Genomic DNA, 19,227 nt, shown 5'->3' on the forward strand with positions numbered 1-19,227 from the left:
GTACGTACAGAACGTACCGCTTTATTTACATGCCTAAAGCCAAAGAAGGGCGTTACTAACGTCTTTTTGGTATTGTTCAACAGGGGAGCCAACATTGGCAACCAATACCGTCGCTCCGTGATTGTCTTGTTCGATTACACCATTGTAACGTTCATCAGCAAATTGACCGTCGCCGCCCAAACTGTTCTTACCAGATAAAGGCACTATAAAAACAGTCATAGGACCATGCTGTGACTGAAATACTAAGTGCAGGCTTTTCTGGCCTTTGAAGTTACAAAAAGTTGCATAAGTGACTTTACCGGGCAGTGCCTCAAGTCTTGCGCCAAACAGTGATAGCTTGTCGTTAACCGCTTGCAGGGCAATTTCTTCTTTCCCTTCGAAAGCGACCTGCTCGTGACGTACATGTGCTAGAGCATGTTCGCCAGCCAATAATGGTGCTTGAGTTGCGCTCATAAAGTACAAGCCAAGCGCGAAGGTTGCGCTAGCGGCTGTGGCAAATGGAGTACGGTAGCGACGAAACCAGCGCTTTTTCACCACATCGTTGTGATTATTATCAGCTTGCTGGGTTGCTAAAATACGTTCTGCCAAGCCCTCAGGTACTTCGACATCAAGCGCTTTTACAATTTGAGCATCAAAAGCTTGAAGTTCCTCTAATAAGGCGTTTTGCTCAGCGTTATTTGCAGCCTCTTGCGCTACGTCCTTATCATTTGGATCTGCAAAAAGGCGGCGACGAAATTCTAGTTCATTCATCAGTTTTGTGCCCCTTTCAATGGTTCTTGACGTTCAGTTAGTGCCTCTTTGAGCTGATTACGAGCTCGATAAAGGCGAGTCATTACTGTGTTTTTGTTCAACTCTAAAATGTCTGCGATTTCATCGCCGGAACAACCCATAATAACTTGCAGTAACAACGGCTCTCGATATTCAACAGAGAGTTTATTTATCTGCCTTTGTATAACGGCTTGCTCCATTTCATCATCTAAACTTGTACCTGTGTTGTCTACGATCGTGTCGTTATCCACATCAGCGTAATCAAACTGTTTTCTCTCAAAACGCCGCGCATTTTCACGACGTAAAATTGTTAATAACCAAGGCTTGGCTGCATTTTCATCTTGGAGAGAGTCCAGTGAACGCCATGCCCGTAAAAAAGTTTCTTGAACTAAGTCTTCGGCTATGGTCGGGTCTTGGCATAACCAATAGGCGAAGCGATAAAGCTCACCATGGTAGACCTGTACTAAAGCTTCGTAGCGTTTTTGTTTTGTGGTCATGCTAATAAGACCTTATGATCCGCGAATTTATTACATCACGATAAAAATTAATTTTCACCTGACTCAGTATAGTTGAGTCAGGTGAGCGCTATCTTGTGCTGCTTGTTTTTTTATTGCTGTTTGTAACAGTTGGTATATCGTTGTTAAATCAGCACTGTGGTTGCTATTACTATAAAGAGATGCCTGAAGTTTAGCAATTTCATTGCTAAGCTCTGGGGTGTCTAATAGTCGCAGCCATGTATCAAATCCGAGTTCTGGTGCTTGTTGCTTGGCGAATGCTCTTAACGCTTGATAAAAGCCATGGGCATTATTTTGTTTTACTGCGGCTTTTAGGGCTGCCATAGGATCTTGGGGTTGTGCTGTTGATATAGTCCGTGGCTTTGCAGCCTTCGGTTTCCATAGCAGCCAGATGGCCAGAGTCAGCAGCCAAAGTACATAGCCAGATCCCATCAACATCCAGTCGAAAAGTGTTTTATCCGCTGTTGTTACCGGCGTTTCCGTCGGTAAGTTTGGTACTGATTGGTTCGGTTGTTCGGCACTACTTTGGGTATTTGTTGGCAACGCTGGCGCTGCAACGGATGCTGCAGGTTGATTCGGATCGGCAACAACTGTGATACTTCGTGCTGGTAAAGTGGCGTAACTGACCTTATTGATAACCGTGTTAAACCATGGGATTTTCACTTCTGGCAGAGTGTATGTACCAGGCTGTTGTGGTACTAATGCGTGCGATGACACCAGTTGTGAGATCACGCGTCCATCACGACTAAGTTGATTTCTATCGCTCTCATCTGGATAACTACGAATACCAGAGATAGTATCTAGTTCGATATCTGGGAGTTGCTCTTGTGTCACGCCTAAAGCCGTCAGAGTAATGGTACGCGTAATTGGAGTGCCCACAGAGACAGTCTCATCGGCGGGTTGCCATTCTTCACTAAGGTTGACCAACTCACTAGGCAACCATGCACCTTGATAAGTGTCAGGGATAGGTTTCACGTCTAGTTGCGTATCGTCGGCGATAGCTGACACCGCCATACGGCGATAACTTTCTCTTACCTGACCATTAAATACTGGTGCTGTAATGGTAAAACTGCCGCTTTTTTGCGGCTGTATCAAGTACTCGCGAGTGATGACCATATAACGGCGTCCATCCACCACTTCGTAGTCTTCTTTTTGTTTACCCATTTGTGAAATTTGCGCGTCCGCCATCTCTGGGGTGGTGAGTTGTCCATCAAGTAAATCTTTGCCTAGGTATAACTTAACTGTGTATAAACCCGCTTGCTGCACGTAAAGAGAGCTTGGTGTCAGCTCTGTTGTTACAAAAATGTCTTTTTGCTGCTGTCCATCATCACTACGTGGCACCACTTTTAACTGGATAGGTTCAGAGCGCTTTGAAGCCACTTCAAAAGCAGGGATCGTGAAAGTTCCTGGCTTTCTAGCCATTATCCGCATTTGCCATGTGGTTTTGCTACTCATGCTACCGTTAATAATACTGGTACGAGAGCCAACGCTCACCGGACTGGTTACAAACTGCTGTGATAAAGCACTGGTGTCGGGTTGTGCGCCAGAGACTTTACCATCGGCTTCAATTGTGAGGGTGAAATATTCTCCCACCAGCACAGGATTTTTATCGACGGTGGCAGTGAGGTTATCAATCGCCATAGTTGGGCGTAAAAACAATAAAAGGAATACGGAAATTAACAAGCGTATTACCATGATTTTTCAACTCCTTGTGGACGGCGTTGTTGAGCGCGTTGCTGGGCTTTAAGTTGCATTTTATTGCGTAACAAAATAGCAGGATCATCAGGTACTTTTCTTAGTAACTGATTAATTTGCTGCGCTTTTTCTTTCTCTTCAGGGGTGAGTGGTTGAGCTGCAACAGACGCGGCTTGCGCCTTTTCAGAGTTCTCTTGTGAGCTGGCTTCGGCTGGCTGTTGTTGCATCGCAGCTTGGGCATCTTGTTCATCACTCATTTGTTGCTCAGTTTGCTCAGCACTTTGAGGTTGCGGCTCTGTAGTAGGATCGCTTTGCATATCGGGTTGGTTGTTTTGACCACCTTGCTGCTGTTGGTCACCTTGTTGCTGTTGGTCACCTTGCTGCTGTTGGTCACCTTGTTGCTGTTGGTCACCTTGTTGCTGTTGGTCACCTTGTTGCTGTTGGTCACCTTGTTGCTGTTGGTCACCTTGTTGCTGTTGGTCACCTTGTTGCTGTTGGTCACCTTGCTGCTGTTGGTCACCTTGCTGCTGTTGGTCACCTTGCTGTTGGTTGTCTTGCTGCTGCTTGAGTTGTTCAACAAGTTTTTTATTGTCAGCCGCTTCGCTAAAGTCAGGGTTAAATGCTAACGCTTGTTCATAAGCTGCAATAGCAGCGTCTAGTTCGCCTTGTTGAGCAAGTGCATTTCCATAATTGTATTGGCCCAATGCAGATTGGGTGTTTTGCAAAACTTTAGCAGCCTGCTCGTAGTTGCCCTGTTTGTATAGAGCGGCGCCTTTAAGCTCGGGATTGTCCGCATTGACGGCGCTGGAAAAGTCATCACTTTGGTACGCGCCAAGGGCATTCTGATCGGTATTTTTAAACCAACTCTGCCAGTCAGCGGCCATTGACTGCTCAACCGGCGCGACTATGAATAGCACGGCCATTAGGGTGATCCCTGCACGGCGAATGAGTAATAATGCTAGAGGCAGTAATAGGAGCAAACCATATTGCCCCGCGTCTATACGCCAAAGTGCTTGGCTTTGGTGAGTTTCATTTAGCACATCATCATTTCTAATTTTAGGTTTAAAGGCTTTAATATCCTGAGCTCCTGGGCTGTAGCGAACAAGCTTGCCACCATGGCCTTTAGCTAGTCCAGCCAAACGGGCAAAGTTAATTGTCGGTACGACGATTTGTCCAGAGGAATCTTTCAAAAATCCGCCTGCAGGTACAGCGATTGGCGCACCTTGTTCGGTACCAATACCATAAATACTTAATTGATAATGTTCGTTCTTCAATTCAGAAGTGATGTCATCAACATCATTTTGGTCTAATCCGTCAGTCACTAAAATGATGTCTCCTTGGGCATAACCCGCCTGCTTTAGTAACGAGACTGATTGCGCAATGCCCGCCAGTACATTAGAGCCTCTACCGGGCATAATCTCTGGGCTTAGGCTAGGTATTAAATTGGCAAGTGTTGCAGCATCACTGGTCAGAGGGGATACTGTAAAGGCATCACCGGCATAGGCGACTAAAGCAGTTTCACCTTCTTTAAATAACTCGATCATGTCAAGGGCTTTAAAACGCGCTTGTGTCAAACGGTTTGGGGTTATGTCGGTTGCATACATTGAATATGACATATCCATCAACAGTACACGCGCTTGTTTAGCTTGATATACTGGAACCTGTTGTTTTTCGAAACTGGGGCCCGCTACGCTCAAAATACCAATTAACAAAAACAGACTCATTAACAGAGGGCTACTTTGTTTTCTTTGCTGCTTACCTTCACTGAGCATAACCGCTGCCAGGTGAGGTGCTATCAGGTCACTGTGCTTGTGATTATTTCTTTTCACAAACTGTATGCACGAGATAAGCAACCAAGGTATGAGAAGCCACAGTAGCGTAGGGCGAATAAATACAAACTCCATATTACACCTCCTGTCTCATGCCACGCAGGGCTTTCAATAAAACGGCTAGTGTAATCAGTAGCAAAGCTCCGCCAAGCGGCCAGTAAAATAGCGCTAACTGCGGACGAAAAGTTTGTGCTTCATCCGACACTGGTTCAAGTTTATCCAGCTCTTGATAAATCTGCTGTAAACCTGCAACATCCTTTGCTCTGAAGTACAGCCCTCCGGTCTCTTTAGAAATATGTTTGAGAGTTGCTTCGTCAATGCTACCGCCGCCGACGCCGCCCATTCCAAATAAACTAAAACCACCTAGACCATCAGAGCCAACCCCTACAGTGTACACTTTTATACCTTCTTCTCGTGCTAAGATCAGTGCATCATCAGGACTTAGATTTCCAGCGGTATTTTGACCATCGGTCAGCAAAATTAAAACTCGGTTGCTTTGCTGTTTTTGACTAAAACGTTTTACCGCAAGCCCTAGCGCGTCACCGATGGCTGTAGCCCGGCCAACTAAGCCTATTTGTGCCTCGCTTAGCATTTGACTCACAGTATTGAGATCTCTTGTTAGCGGAGTTTGTAAAAATGCCGTATCGCCAAATAAAATTAAGCCTAGTCGGTCACCTTGGCGTTGCTCAATAAATTCACCTAACACAGCTTTGACAACAGACAACCTATCTATGTATCGGCCTTGATATTCCATGTCTTGTTCTGTCATAGACCCTGACAGGTCTACAGCCAGCATGATGTCGCGGCCTTCGTTGGGCAGAGCAATAGGCTCGTCGAGCCAGTTAGGATTTGCCGCTGCCACCACAAGCAGAAGCCAAATCAGTGATTCTAGCCAACGCATACTACGGTTTTGCTGTACAGCTTTAGGGGCAAGTGCGGCGAGATTTGCAAAACTAGGCATACGCAGACGAGCACTGGCGGTGTGCTGTACGGGTTTTAACTTCGCTAGCAACCAAGGTAATGGCAATAATACAAAGGCCCAAGGCCAAGTGAACTCAAACATCGATGGCCTCTTTTAATTTAAAGTTTTTGATGGCCAGACGCAGCTTAGGTGCCAGCTCAGCACTAGGTTGTGGACTGTAAAGCGTATCAAGCTCTTGAGCATTAAAAGGATGTCCACTCAACTGAGTTAAGCGAGTTGCCCAGAGCTGGTTAGAGCCAGCAACTGCTTGGTTGCCGTAGTAGTGCTTAGTTAGGCGTTTAATTAATATGTGCAATTGCTGAGCGTCATGTTGATGTTGCTCGCACTGACTGATTGCTTCACGTTTTGCGCGCTTGTGTTGCCAAGCTTTGTATCGCCACACGATAAGCAAAATTATGAGTATAAGTAGTGTCGAAATGATGGCCCATGTTGCAGGTGATAACGGCCACCATGATACTTCGCTTGGTGGCATTACGTCGTGTAATGCATCTAGTGGAGAAGCCTGCATAACTGTTAATACCTCGAAAGCTGTGATTCTAAGGGCGTTGCCGCACTAAAAGATTGCATGGTCATACCCGCACGTTTTAAGCGAGTTAGGCGCTTGGCGAACACATCAGCTGCCTGTTCGGCAAATTTGCTGCGAAACTGTTTATCCATCAGTGGCAATGTCCAGATACCAGCACCAGCCTCAACCGTGATGGCTTCGCGGTAGGCGGGTAGTTGGTGCTCAAAAGGATCGCTAATATGACAGCCGATCAGTTCACAATGACGTGCCAGTCGTTCCAACTGCTTAAAGCTGGTATCACTAAGGTGATTAAAGTCTGAAATCAAGTAGACTAGACTGCCGGGTTTGGCCAGATGAGTTAGCCGCTTGAGGTTGTCGGCAAAGCTATTCTCTTGTTGTTGACTTTCAACAACTAGCTCGCGGTTTAGTAAGGCTTGTTGATGAATATCACATAACTGATGACACAACGACAATACGCCTTTGTCTCGCGCAGCTGGCTTGAGCTCATGATGCCCATATTCGCTAAACACAATGCCACCGAGTCGATCACCGCGCTGACATGCAGACCATGCGACTAAAGCACTTAAATGAGCTGCTTGCACTGACTTGAGCAGTAACTTACTACCAAACAGCATGCTGTTTGTGAGATCCGTAAATACGAATACTGGTCGCTCTTTTTCTTCTTGATAGAGTTTAGTGTGCGCTTCACCCGTTCTTGCGGTAACGCGCCAGTCGATAGCACGGATATCGTCACCATATTGGTATTGGCGTACCTCTGCGAACTCCATACCTCGGCCTTTATGAGGTGCTAAATATTGACCCGCTTGAGTACTTTTGATCCGTGCTCTTGGCTTCAGCGACAATAAGTTGGCTTTGGGCTTGTAATACAGTAACTCTTTCAAGCCCAATTGTGCGCCATTACTATGGCACTGCTCTAACCATGCTTGGGTTGATAACTGAGTTTGTTGTTTCATTACGGTACAGGCACTAAATCAACGATTCGACTGATCACTTCATCTTTGCTGATGCCATCCGCTTGAGCTTCGTAGCTTAGGATAATGCGGTGACGCAAAACATTGTGGACCACAGCTTGAATATCTTCAGGGGTTACAAAGTCTCGCTCATGTAGCCATGCATGTGCACGTGCACATTTGTCTAACGCTATCGTTGCGCGTGGGCTTGCGCCAAACTCAATCCATGCACCAAGCTGTGCATCTAGTTTCGAACCTTGACGTGTGGCGATAATCAGTTGTACCAAATATTGTTCAAGTGGCTCGGCTAGATGCATTGATAATACACTTTTACGGGCCGCAAATAAGGATGCCTGACTTATAGGAGTGAAGCTTACAGCTTCTTGTTCTAAGGCCTCTCCACGCGTCAGTCGTAAAATTGCCAGTTCATTTTCAGCGTGTGGGTAGTCTATATTTAGGTGCAGCAAGAAGCGGTCTAACTGGGCTTCTGGCAACGGATATGTTCCTTCTTGTTCAAGCGGGTTTTGTGTCGCCATAACCATGAACAAATCGGATAATGGATAAGTATTTTTGCCTACTGTGATTTGTCTTTCAGCCATCGCTTCAAGCAGCGCAGATTGCACTTTAGCTGGGGCTCGGTTGATCTCATCAGCTAGTATTAGATTGTGAAACAACGGGCCTTTTTCAAATACAAATTCGCTGGTTTGTTGACGATAAATATCCGTACCCGTGACGTCTGCAGGTAATAAATCAGGGGTAAACTGTACACGTTGAAAGCTGCCTTCTATGCCTTTTGCCAAGGCATTCACCGCTCGAGTTTTAGCAAGTCCAGGCGGACCTTCAACCAAAAGGTGACCATCAGCCAAAACAGCGATAAGCAATGCCTGAGTCAAAGCAGGCTGACCAATAATTTGTGTGTCGAGATAGTGTTTTAATTGTGTAAATTCATTTACTGCCATTGCTTTGTCCTTGTTGTGACAAATTTTTGCTCTAAGTTATATGGGTTTGTTGTCTGAACTCAAGTGTAGATTAACATTTTTGCGTCATACTTAGACTCTGGTTTTTTGAATAGTTCCCGAGTTTTTTCAATAACTTTTGCGACTGTATAAAAAAACGACTAGGGTAAGGGGTGTTTGATTCTTTTGTAACCAATTTTGATTTTACTATTGGCATTGCTGAAGCGGTTGTTTAGAATCAGGTAAAATTTAACAGGTCAGACCTGTCAGCGGGAGAGCATATTAATGTCTGAGCAAAATATTCTAAAAACAACGAAAGGCGACCGTATCGCGATTGTAAGTGGGTTACGTACTCCATTCGCTAAACAAGCTACGGCGTTCCATCATGTACCAGCACTGGACTTAGGTAAGTTGGTAGTGAACGAAATGCTTGAGCGTTTAAACTTTGATAAAAATGAAATAGATCAATTGGTATTCGGGCAAGTTGTGCAAATGCCAGAAGCGCCAAACATCGCTCGTGAGATTGTGCTGGGAACGGGTATGCCAGTATCTGTTGATGCTTATTCTGTCTCACGTGCCTGCGCAACCAGTTTTCAAGCGATTGCCAATGTGGCTGAATCAATCATTGCAGGGTCTGCGACAGTAGGTATAGCAGGTGGTGCAGATTCATCTTCGGTGTTGCCAATCGGAGTGAGTAAAAAGCTTGCTGGTAGCCTAGTGGACTTGAACAAGGCACGTACCTTAGGTCAGCGCCTAAAGATTTTCTCAAAATTACGTTTAAAAGACTTATTGCCAGTTCCACCTGCGGTCGCCGAATACTCAACGGGGTTATCAATGGGGCAGACTGCTGAACAGATGGCCAAAACTCATGGTATCAGCCGTGCAGATCAGGATGCTATGGCACACCGTTCACACTCGCTGGCAGCAAAAGCGTGGGCTGATGGGTTATTGGCGGATGAAGTTATGACTGCACATGTACCACCTTATAAGTCATTTATTGAACAAGATAATAATATTCGCACCAACTCATCATTAGAGGGGTACGCTAAACTTAAGCCCGTATTTGATAGAGTTCATGGTTCAGTTACAGCAGCAAATGCAACTCCGTTAACAGACGGTGCAGCGGCAGTACTTATGATGAGTGAGAGCAAAGCAAAAGCGTTAGGTTATGACATTCTGGGTTATGTTCGCAGCTTTGCATTCTCTGCGATAGGTGTACACGAAGATATGCTTATGGGGCCTGCTCACTCTACGCCTATAGCACTAGACAGAGCTGGTATTAGCTTGCAAGATTTAGATTTAATTGAAATGCACGAAGCATTTGCCGCGCAGGCACTGGCAAACATGAAAATGTTTGGCTCTGATAAGTTTGCGCAAGAAAAGCTAGGTCGTTCAAAGGCGATCGGTGAAATTGATATGGATAAATTTAACGTTAACGGCGGCTCATTAGCATATGGTCACCCATTTGCGGCAACAGGCGCACGTTTGATCACGCAAAGCTTGTATGAGTTAAAACGTCGTGGCGGCGGCTTAGCACTAACCACGGCCTGTGCGGCGGGTGGTTTGGGTGCAGCCTTTGTATTGGAGAGCGCGTAATGTCAGTATTTAGTTATGAATTAAACGAAAGACGAGTAGCTATCGTCACCATCGATGTGCCGGGTGAAAAAATGAATACCCTGCGCGATAGTTTTGCCGAGGATTTATTGGCAATACTAAAACAAGGACGCGATGATAATATTACCGGAATGGTATTTATCAGTGGCAAAAGTGATAACTTCATTGCGGGCGCGGATATAAAAATGTTGGATAGCGCAAAAACGCGTGAAGATGCATTAGCTTTGTCTGAAATGTGTCAACAAGCGTTCTTCACCATGAAAAAACAGCCATACCCAACGGTTGCTGCAATTCATGGGGCTGCGCTCGGTGGTGGTTTAGAGTTTGCTTTAGCGTGTGATTACCGAGTGTGTACTGACAGTGACATTACCAAGCTGGGCTTACCTGAAGTACAACTTGGTTTATTGCCAGGTGGTGGAGGAACTCAACGTTTACCAAAGCTTGTGGGTATTCAAAAAGCACTAGAGTGGATGTTAACAGGCAAGCAGATCCGCGCAAAACAGGCCAAAAAATCAGGCTTAGTTAACGATTGTGTACCATCGAGTATACTGTTACCAGTTGCCGCAGAAATGGCGACCAAAGGTAAAGCTAAATCAGCTAAACCTCGTTTAGATAGACTTAGTCAACTACTTGAATCAAACCCATTTGGTCGTAATATCATCTTCAAAAAAGCACAAGAAAATGTGCTTAAAAAGACTGGTGGTCATTATCCTGCACCGCTTAACATTATTAAGGCTGTACGTGCTTCGATAGAATTAGATGAACTTAAAGCATATAAAACTGAGGCAGAAGGGTTCGCTGATTTGGTTATGACAGATGTCTCAAAAGCACTGCGCGGTATTTTCTTTGCTACCACTGAAATGAAAAAAGAGTGGAAGAATGATGATGTTGCACCTATTGCACGCACCGCAGTTCTTGGTGGTGGCTTGATGGGGGCAGGTATTGCTCACGTGAGCGCGGTTAAAGCGGGTGCTTTGGTACGAGTAAAAGACGTTGCACAGCAAGGCATCGCAAATGCAATGAATTACAGCTACAAAATTTTGTCTAAGCGCCAAAAGCGTCGCATCATGACAGAAGCACAGCTACAACAAACAATGAACCGTATCACGGGTACTACAGATTATTCTGGCTTTAAACATGTTGATATGGTTATTGAAGCCGTATTTGAAGATCTTAAGCTTAAACAAGGCATGGTGGCTGATATTGAACAACACTGTCAAAAAGAAACCATTTTTGCCAGTAATACCTCATCGTTACCGATAGCCCAAATTGCTGAAAAAGCAGCGCGTGCAGAAAATGTGATAGGTCTGCATTACTTCTCTCCGGTAGAGAAAATGCCTCTGGTTGAAATCATTCCTCATGCAGGCACCTCGGATCAGACTATTGCTCGTACGGTTAATTTTGCACGCAAACAGGGTAAAACGCCGATCGTGGTAAAAGACAAAGCAGGCTTTTACGTCAACCGTATCTTAGCGCCTTATGTTAATGAAGCAGCAAATTTATTGCTAGCAGGTGAGCCAATCGAAAAAATAGACCAAGCATTAGTTGAGTTTGGCTTCCCTGTAGGACCATTGGCGTTGCTTGATGAAGTGGGTATTGATATCGGTTCTAAGATTGCTCCTATTTTAGAAAAAGAGCTAGGAGAGCGTTTTAAAGCGCCCACTGCTTTTGATCGACTAATAGATGCAAAACGTTTAGGTCGAAAAACCGGAAGAGGTTTTTACAGCTACGATAAGAAAGATAAAAAAGTGGATGAGTCGGTATACGAATTACTGGGTATTACCACAAGTCCACGTTTGAACAAACAAGAAATTGCTAGTCGCTGTGTGGCACAGATGCTCAATGAGGCAGCACGTTGTTTAGATGAAGGCATTATTGCAAGCCCTCGTGATGGTGATATTGGCGCTATCTTTGGCATCGGCTTTCCGCCATTCCTAGGTGGCCCGTTCAGCTACATGGATAAGCGCGGTGTTAGCAAGGTTTGTTCAGAATTGTCGACTTATGCCTCAGATAACCCGGTATTTACTCCAGCAGAGCCGTTGATGAGAATGGCTGAAAAAGGTGCGAAGTTTTACCAAGATGTGAAACCTGCATTGAGTGAAGTGAGCAAATCACACTCTCAAGAAACATCTAAGTCAAGCGAAGAACAGACCGAAACACCGTAAACGTTAATTTTAAGACTATTGTTCAAAGTGTTACGAAAAGGGAATACACCTAACGGTGTGTTCCCTTTTTATATTGCACTGTTAAAGACAGAGAAGGCTGGCATTTTTTGCTGTCATGTATTTATTAGCTACACTTACGCTAACACTTTAGCTTGGATGCAATGTTATGGAACGGCGTTTTTACTGGCAGTTAGGTGTATTGTTATTGTTAACAATCATAGTCAATTTAGCGCTGTTTTATTGGAATACTGTTGCTGTCCAAAAATCAGAGCAGCTCAACTCAAACTGGCAACAAATCACCAGCAGTAATCTCGAAAAAGCAGTGTTGCTCGCCAAGTTGGATCAGAGCATGGGTTATGGGGGGTTTATTCACCATTTCAAAAATTATGTTCTGCGCCGTGACTCCAGCTATCTACTGAGTGTGCAAACAGATCTGGCAAAAGTATATGACCACATTCATGCCTTGAGAAAACTCAAACTTTCAGACGAAGAAATATCAGCAATTGATATTATTGAAAGTACAGTTCGAACCTATGCTCAAAAATTCTCTGAAGTTCAGTCTGAAAGATTTAAAAGGTTGGGGGTTGAGCAGTTAGATGAGCAAGTGCGTGTTGATGATTACAGTGCTGAACGTGCACAGGAGAGTTTAAGAGCAAGCTTACGTAACAGTTATGAACATGCGCTGATCTTACAGGCTAAGCTTCGCAATGAGACTTTATCTACCATAAGACTAGGTGCATTTGTGGTCTCTCCCATTGTGTGTTTTGCTGCAATACTCAATATGATTGCATTGTGGCGTATAGCTGTATTGTTTCGAGAAAGAGACGTGCTATTTGAAGTGACACCTGATTCCATACTTTATTGCGACAAGCAAGGGCACATTACTCATGTGAATAAGGCGATGGAAGAGTTGTTTGGCTACAGTAAAGCACAGTTACTTAGTATGAAGGTTGAGGACTTGATCCCTGAGTCTAATCGCACACGACATATCAACTTGAGGCAAGGTTATTCAGGCAATTCCAAGCTGCGACACAGTAAAAAAGACGGATTAAGCATTATCGGTTTGCACAGAAATGGCACGTTGTTGCCACTGGATATAGCCATCGCCAGTGTAAACCATGGCGCGAAGGATTTTTCAATCGCTATCGTAAGAGATATCACACAGGAAGAGGAATTAGTAATCAAGGCTGAACGAGATTATTTGACGGGCGTGTATAACCGTAGGCATGCCTACTCACTGTTGGAGGATGAATTGATCCGAGCTAACCGCTATCGTCGCGCGTTGTCGGTATTGCTAATCGATCTTGATAATTTTAAACCGTTAAATGATCAACAAGGGCATTTAGCTGGTGATATGGCGCTGAAACATTTGTGCGAGTTTTTGACTGGATCAGCTCGACCAACAGATGTTATAGGGCGTTGGGGAGGAGATGAGTTTTTGATTGTATGCCCCGAAACGGCTCATCTTAGCGCAATGAGCTTTGCGCAGCGTTTGGTCAAAGAGTTTGCTGAACAAGCAGAGCATGGTCTCACACTGAGTATTGGTGTAGTAGCTTATGATTTTGTCAGTGACCAACTTAGTGCGAACGATTGTGTTGATCAGGCTGATGCTGCTTTGTACCGAGCAAAAAGTCGAGGTCGGGATCAGGCTGTCATGTTTGAGGTAGACCTGATGATGACATCAAACTAGAGGTTTTTACTTCCTGTCCAAAAGTACGTACAATCTGCGGCCATTAAACAACACATGGTTTGCTCGTAGTTAATGCATCACATCAGCGATCTGATCACTATCTTTGATCAACTATTTTCAACTCAATATAACACACGACTTGTAAAGGGAGATGATGAACCTATTTATGTCCCTGCGAATGAACACTGTGATCACCATCAAGTCGCATTTGCCCATGGGTTTTATGCCAGTGCACTGCATGAAATTGCGCATTGGCTGGTGGCTGGGGCAAAACGCCGAGAGTTAGAAGATTATGGCTATTGGTACTGTCCAGATGGCCGTGATAAAGCAAAACAGCTTGAGTTTGAAAATGTTGAAGTGAAACCTCAGGCCATAGAATGGGCTTTGAGCGTTGCAGCAGGGTTTGATTTTAACGTCTCGGTAGATAACCTAAATGGTGAACAAACGTGTCGATTCGCCTTTCAAACGCGTGTACATAAGCAAGTCATCGAATTACTTGAGAACGGTTTTAATGCTCGCACAGAGCTGTTACTCCGTGCGCTGAGCGATTTCTATAAAACCCCTTGGCCGCTTTCACAGGCGCAATTTAGTTGGCATTGTCCAAAGGAGCTTCTTGATGCAGTTTAAACTTGGTTTGATCATTAACCCTGTGGCAGGTTTGGGGGGGAGTGTTGCTCTAAAAGGGAGCGATGGTGAAGAGACTGCACAGCAGGCTCTAGCTCTGGGAGCTATGCCAAAAGCGAATCAAAGGACCATGCTTGCCCTAGAACAATTGCTCACTCATAAAGCACAAATAGAAGTGTTTACGGCTAATGGTGAAATGGGCGAAACAACCGCTAGAGCGCTTGGTTTTAAAACTCAAGTCGTATATCAGAGCAAAAAGCTGACCACTCCAGAGGATACTGAGCAAGCCGCTAAAGCTATGCTGGCATGTGGCGTTGATATGATTTTGTTTGCCGGAGGTGATGGCACTGCACGCAATATTTGTGCAGCGGTAGATGATAGTGTTCCGGTGCTTGGTGTACCAGCTGGCTGTAAAATTCATTCAGGCGTATATGCTATTACCCCCAAGGCGGCAGGGAGAGTGGTGGAGATGTTGGTAACCGGAGAGCTTGTTACCTTGTCTGAGGCTGATGTTATGGACATAGATGAAGAGGCCTTCCGTCAAGGCTCTGTTCGGGCGAAACGCTACGGCGAAATGCAAGTACCTTCAGAGCTGCGCTACGTACAAAGCGTCAAAAATGGCGGTAAAGAAAGTGACGAACTTGTACTGACTGATATCGCAGCGTACGTTATCAGTGAGATGGATGCAGATACCCAATACATCATGGGGTCAGGCTCGACTGTCGCTGCCATTATGGAAGAGCTGGGTTTAGAAAATACCTTATTGGGTGTCGATCTTATTCAAGACCAGCAACTTGTTGCTCAGGATATGACTGCCAGCGAGTTATTAGCCAAAGTCAAAGGTGTGCCAACCAAATTGGTGATCACGCTCATCGGTGGTCAAGGTCACATTTTTGGCAGAGGTAATCAGCAACTTAGCCCAGCATTAATTAGAGCTATCGGTAAAGAAAACATCATTGTGGTAGCAACAAAAACTAAATTACAAGCGCTTCATGGTCGCCCACTTATTGCCGATACTGGCGATGAGCAATTAGATGACGCTCTGAGCGGTTATATCAAAGTGATCACAGGGTATAATGACCATGTGATGTATGCCGTGGGCCATCCAGATTTAAACTAGGAGACACTTATGTCATTTCAAGAATATGTAGATGCAGCACAACAGTTTTTTGATGCGCTGGTAGATAGGGCAACAGATGATGAGTTGTTTGCAGGTGGCTACTTACGTGGACATTTCGATTTAGCAGTGGGTTATGCGCAAGTTGCTGGTGAACAAATGAGTGTGCAAGAACTAAATGAAAGCGTAGAAAAAAGCCTAGTCAAAGCATATCACAGCGGAGAGCTCACTGAGGATGACAAAGCACATGTAGTTAATATTTGGGAACAAGTAAAGGCGTTAGCGGCTTAAAAATTTATTCTCATTTTAAATTTTGTGCATATAATAGGTAATTTTTAAAAGGGACTTACTATGCCTTATATGCCCAAAGCGCTGCTATTAACTAGCGCGCTATTTTGTTCAGCTGCGTTTGCACAATCAGATGTTCGTGAGCAATTTAATCAAAACTATCGCGCTTACCAGCAAGCTTATGAAAAGCAAGAAGATTTCAGAGAGATAGAGCAATACGCCAAGCTAGCTTATGAACAAGGTCGTACGGTATTTGGGGAGCAGTCAGAAAACACCGCAAATCTGGCTATTAACTACGCTAAATCAATAGCTTTTGATGACAAAGAAAAGGCACTGAATCTAATTGATGGTGCAATTGCGATATTAGAAAAGATACATGGCAAGAGCGCTGTTGAGTTAATCGATACTTATATCCTCAAAGTTGATTGGTTACTACCGAGTAAGGATCTCACCGCACGGGAGTACGTGTCTAAGGCGCTTGATATTGCTAAACATCATGACAATAAATTGCTTGAGTCAAAAGTCTATTTCGAAGCTGCTAAGGCGTTTAATAGAGTACGGGATTACACCAGAGTAAAAAGCTACTTAAGCTATGCTGATGAGATTAACCAGCAGCACTTGCCAAAAGACGCTGTCCATAGATTAACCGTTGATTTGTGGGTTGCCGAACTGCTCGCTGCTCGTAAGCAAAACAATAATGCTATCGATAAATTGAATCAAGTTGTCGCTGTGTTCGATGAGACGCTAGACTTTGATCACCCCATTGAACTGGTCGCTCATTCGCGTTTGGTTGGCCTATATGAAAAGCTTGGTAAACGCGAACAGGCAACGCGCCACTGTGTTGCTATAGCCAAAATGAAACCTTGGCAGGAAGATATTGAGCAAACGCCGTTATACAGAATAGAGCCTGAATATCCAACCAGAGCCGCAAGAGCACGTAAAGATGGGTGGGTTGATTTGGAGTTTACGGTAACGCCGGAGGGTTTTGTAGAGGATATTACCGTGTTGGACAAAGAGCATGGAGAAATGTTTGTAAAGAACTCCATCAAGGCATTAAAAGATTGGCGTTATGCGCCTAAGTTTGTGGATGGAGTGGCTGTGAGTGCGAGAACGTCGGTGCGATTGGCATTTAAGATGAGCCGCTAATGTTTAAATCACGCTATCAGCAAGAATGTTAAAAGCTCTACAATTCGGTTCTGATACACGATATTTGCTTGTCCATTGAGGTATTAGGATTAGGTATCAGGTGATTGAGAATAGGAGCCACGTTTGTGGCTCTTATCATGATCAAAATCGCCAGTATAAAAAAAGCAGCGTAAAACCAAACAAATACGCTAAGCCTAGCCAGCTTAGTAGCTTCATAAACCCTTGTGGCTGATTATCAATCACCTTCATTAAACGAAAATTAAACCAAGCGAAGATAGGCGTGGTGACAAACGCCAGCGTCATCGCAAACGTTAGCATGTCTTTCAAGTTAGCTTTGAAAAATAATACTACAGTCATACCCAGTGCAGCTTGGAGTAATACCAGTAGTGACAGGGTGTATTTAGGGGTTGATTTTTGTGTTAACTGTAGTGATTCATTGAGCGTTCTGGCGTAACCATCTAATACCGTTAAAGTGGTGCCAAACATACATAAAAACGCAATCGCGGCAACCAGTGAATGAGACCATGCGCCAATAGTTTGCGTATACATGCTAATGAGTTGCTGACTAAAAGCGATTCCTGCCAGCTCAATCTTTGTGGCGCTGCCGTATTGAATGAGTACGCCCAAAGAGAAAAACACCACGGCAAGTATTGCAGTCAGCCCATAACCAAGATTAAAGTCAAATAGGCCCTGTTTAAGAGTCAGTGCTGATGTTCTCGTTTTGGCTTTAAGCCAAAGGGAGTTAATAGCGGAGATCTCAATAGGCGCTGGCATCCATCCCATTAACACAACTAAAAAACCTAGCATGGCCATTTGAAATGGTTCAGGTGGATTTGCAGGCGGCGGGTTTGCGGCACCTTGTCCAATTGCAATACACAGCGCTGCGACGGTTGAGACGGTTAGCGTGAGCATGATCCACTTACTAGCCTTATCAAGCAGTTTATAGTGCCCTAACAACAAAATAGCGAGACATAAAGCCAAAATAGCAAAGCATAATACGGTGATGTCTATTGCCCAAGGCAGAGCATAGTGCAATAAACTTGCAGTGAGTAATAATACCCCTGCGGTATTAACGATTGCGGCAATAATATTGAGAACAATAAAAGCGATAAAAACAGCCTTTCCTTGTTGCTGGTAACCGGCCACTAAACTGCTTTTACTTAATAATGTGTATTCAACACCAAAGCGGAAAAAGGGATATTTGAGTATGTTTACAGCCAAAATTAACCACAGTAGTTGCCAACCGAACAGTGCGCCCGCTTGTGTGGCAGCGACCAAGTGAGAGCCGCCAATTGCGGCGGTTGCCATGAGAATGCCAGGACCAAGTGTGGCCCCAACTGAATTGATTTTGTGTTTTAGCGCCAACAGCACGATGATTCCTTATAATTTTTTGTGCCATAGTAGCGCTTGCGCTTTTAAAACTGAACAATTAGTTTACATATTTCGGTACTGCTCAAAAAGCCTAACAAAAAAACGCTCTAGCTAAAACGTTCCCCAAAATAGTCAACGGTGTCTTCTAAGATATCTTGATAATCATCTTCGTCCAACTCTAGTGTGGCTAGTACGTCTGATTTGATGTGTAACCAGTCAGGTGTATCTCTGAATCGTTTCTGTGTGTGAACTAGGTTTTCCGCCATTTTTAGCGTCGCATAGCTGAGCAAAGACTCTTGGTCTTGGGGACTGGATAAAAACTCTAAATCATGATGACGTAAAATCAGTTGGCAAATCGGCTTTGGTAAGTGCCAACCGGATGCCAGGAAATAACCCACAATCGTATGGTCGGTGTTATAAGCCTGCTCTTCAAATTGAGTAAGTGGTGTATCAAGGCTGTTATTGGCGATCTCGAGCACTTTGACATAGTCGAAATATTTAACCGCCATCGCAGGGATCCCCGCATCATGAAACAAGCCAAGCATATGAAGATTTTCAGAGGGAACTTGAGACTTAACTTTGTTGCCGATGAGTGTTGCAATCGCTGCAATTTCGCTAGAGGTATCCCAAAATCTCTCAAGACTAATACAGCAAGTATGTTGCTCAAATGATTGCTGTAATAAGCAACTTGTTACTAACTGAGTGACACTATCAAGACCTAAAAACATAACTGCTTGTTTGATATCAGTGATGCTGCGAGACATTCCATAAGTTGGTGAATTGATGACTTTAAGTACCGTGGCAGATGTTGAAAGGTCGGTAGCTATTAATTCTGCTATGTGTGTTAGCTCTGGCTCAGGTTGTTTTATTGCTTCTTGTAGTTGTTCAAGAAGCTCAGGCTTGGGAGGCAAATTAAAGCCACTTGTTATGTCATTTATTATTTTGTCATCAATATTGATCATAATATTCCCATCTGTGCATAGCTATGAGC

Annotated in this window: 17 protein-coding genes; 7 read left to right on the forward strand and 10 right to left on the reverse strand. The window is 44.3% G+C overall.

All coding sequences use genetic code 11. The features are described from left to right. Positions 1-33: 33 nt before the first annotated feature. The 8 genes from BIW53_RS08545 to BIW53_RS08580 all read right to left on the reverse strand — a co-directional run bounded on the left by BIW53_RS08545 (position 34) and on the right by BIW53_RS08580 (position 8,224). A complete protein-coding gene (locus tag BIW53_RS08545) occupies positions 34-750 on the reverse strand; it encodes a DUF3379 family protein (RefSeq protein WP_070991429.1) in 717 nt (238 codons plus the stop codon). Next, positions 750-1,265 (reverse strand): sigma-70 family RNA polymerase sigma factor, encoded by a 516-nt coding sequence (locus BIW53_RS08550; protein ID WP_070991430.1) that lies wholly within the window; start codon positions 1,263-1,265, stop codon positions 750-752. The genes BIW53_RS08545 and BIW53_RS08550 overlap by 1 nt, the downstream gene beginning before the upstream one ends. Positions 1,266-1,328: 63 nt before the next feature. After that, positions 1,329-2,978, reverse strand: a complete 1,650-nt coding sequence (locus BIW53_RS08555) for a BatD family protein (protein WP_070991431.1) — start codon at positions 2,976-2,978, stop codon at positions 1,329-1,331. Further along, on the reverse strand, positions 2,972-4,882 hold the full coding sequence (locus BIW53_RS08560; RefSeq protein WP_070991432.1) for a VWA domain-containing protein: 1,911 nt from the start codon (positions 4,880-4,882) through the stop codon (positions 2,972-2,974). The genes BIW53_RS08555 and BIW53_RS08560 overlap by 7 nt, the downstream gene beginning before the upstream one ends. 1 nt (position 4,883) lies before the next feature. Further along, positions 4,884-5,870: a vWA domain-containing protein gene (locus BIW53_RS08565; RefSeq protein WP_070991433.1), complete on the reverse strand. Its 987-nt coding sequence runs from the start codon at positions 5,868-5,870 to the stop codon at positions 4,884-4,886. Further along, a complete protein-coding gene (locus BIW53_RS08570; protein WP_070991434.1) occupies positions 5,863-6,297 on the reverse strand; it encodes a DUF4381 domain-containing protein in 435 nt (144 codons plus the stop codon). Before BIW53_RS08570 ends, BIW53_RS08565 begins: the two co-directional genes overlap by 8 nt. Before the next feature lie 5 nt (positions 6,298-6,302). Then, the gene (locus BIW53_RS08575; protein WP_070991435.1) at positions 6,303-7,268 is read right to left on the reverse strand and encodes a DUF58 domain-containing protein; all 966 of its coding nucleotides are present in this window, start codon (positions 7,266-7,268) and stop codon (positions 6,303-6,305) included. Then, complete coding sequence (locus tag BIW53_RS08580; protein WP_070991436.1) at positions 7,268-8,224, reverse strand: AAA family ATPase; 957 nt, start codon at positions 8,222-8,224, stop codon at positions 7,268-7,270. Before BIW53_RS08580 ends, BIW53_RS08575 begins: the two co-directional genes overlap by 1 nt. Positions 8,225-8,506: 282 nt before the next feature. Here BIW53_RS08580 and fadI point away from each other — a divergent pair, with 282 nt between their 5' ends. The 7 genes from fadI to BIW53_RS08615 all read left to right on the forward strand — a co-directional run bounded on the left by fadI (position 8,507) and on the right by BIW53_RS08615 (position 16,865). Then, on the forward strand, positions 8,507-9,817 hold the full coding sequence (gene fadI, locus BIW53_RS08585) for an acetyl-CoA C-acyltransferase FadI (protein WP_070991437.1): 1,311 nt from the start codon (positions 8,507-8,509) through the stop codon (positions 9,815-9,817). Beyond that, the gene (gene fadJ / locus BIW53_RS08590) at positions 9,817-12,000 is read left to right on the forward strand and encodes a fatty acid oxidation complex subunit alpha FadJ (protein ID WP_070991438.1); all 2,184 of its coding nucleotides are present in this window, start codon (positions 9,817-9,819) and stop codon (positions 11,998-12,000) included. Before fadI ends, fadJ begins: the two co-directional genes overlap by 1 nt. 166 nt (positions 12,001-12,166) lie before the next feature. Then, on the forward strand, positions 12,167-13,690 hold the full coding sequence (locus tag BIW53_RS08595) for a GGDEF domain-containing protein (RefSeq protein ID WP_070991439.1): 1,524 nt from the start codon (positions 12,167-12,169) through the stop codon (positions 13,688-13,690). Between the two features lie 72 nt (positions 13,691-13,762). Then, entirely contained in the window at positions 13,763-14,317 is a 555-nt protein-coding gene (locus tag BIW53_RS08600) for an elongation factor P hydroxylase (protein WP_070991440.1), read from the forward strand. Then, complete coding sequence (locus tag BIW53_RS08605; protein ID WP_070991441.1) at positions 14,307-15,434, forward strand: ATP-NAD kinase family protein; 1,128 nt, start codon at positions 14,307-14,309, stop codon at positions 15,432-15,434. Before BIW53_RS08600 ends, BIW53_RS08605 begins: the two co-directional genes overlap by 11 nt. A 9-nt stretch (positions 15,435-15,443) precedes the next feature. After that, positions 15,444-15,722, forward strand: coding sequence for a YfcL family protein (locus BIW53_RS08610; RefSeq protein WP_070991442.1), 279 nt, complete (start codon positions 15,444-15,446; stop codon positions 15,720-15,722). A gap of 60 nt (positions 15,723-15,782) precedes the next feature. Beyond that, entirely contained in the window at positions 15,783-16,865 is a 1,083-nt protein-coding gene (locus BIW53_RS08615) for an energy transducer TonB (RefSeq protein WP_070991443.1), read from the forward strand. 141 nt (positions 16,866-17,006) lie between these two features. Here BIW53_RS08615 and BIW53_RS08620 read toward each other — a convergent pair whose 3' ends face one another. Both BIW53_RS08620 and BIW53_RS08625 read right to left on the reverse strand, forming a co-directional pair. Next, positions 17,007-18,173 (reverse strand): NRAMP family divalent metal transporter, encoded by a 1,167-nt coding sequence (locus BIW53_RS08620; protein ID WP_070991619.1) that lies wholly within the window; start codon positions 18,171-18,173, stop codon positions 17,007-17,009. 170 nt (positions 18,174-18,343) lie between these two features. Continuing rightward, entirely contained in the window at positions 18,344-19,198 is an 855-nt protein-coding gene (locus BIW53_RS08625) for an HDOD domain-containing protein (protein WP_070991444.1), read from the reverse strand. Positions 19,199-19,227: the final 29 nt, after the last annotated feature.

The sequence above is a fragment of the Pseudoalteromonas byunsanensis genome (assembly GCF_001854475.1).
Classification (GTDB): domain Bacteria; phylum Pseudomonadota; class Gammaproteobacteria; order Enterobacterales; family Alteromonadaceae; genus Pseudoalteromonas; species Pseudoalteromonas byunsanensis.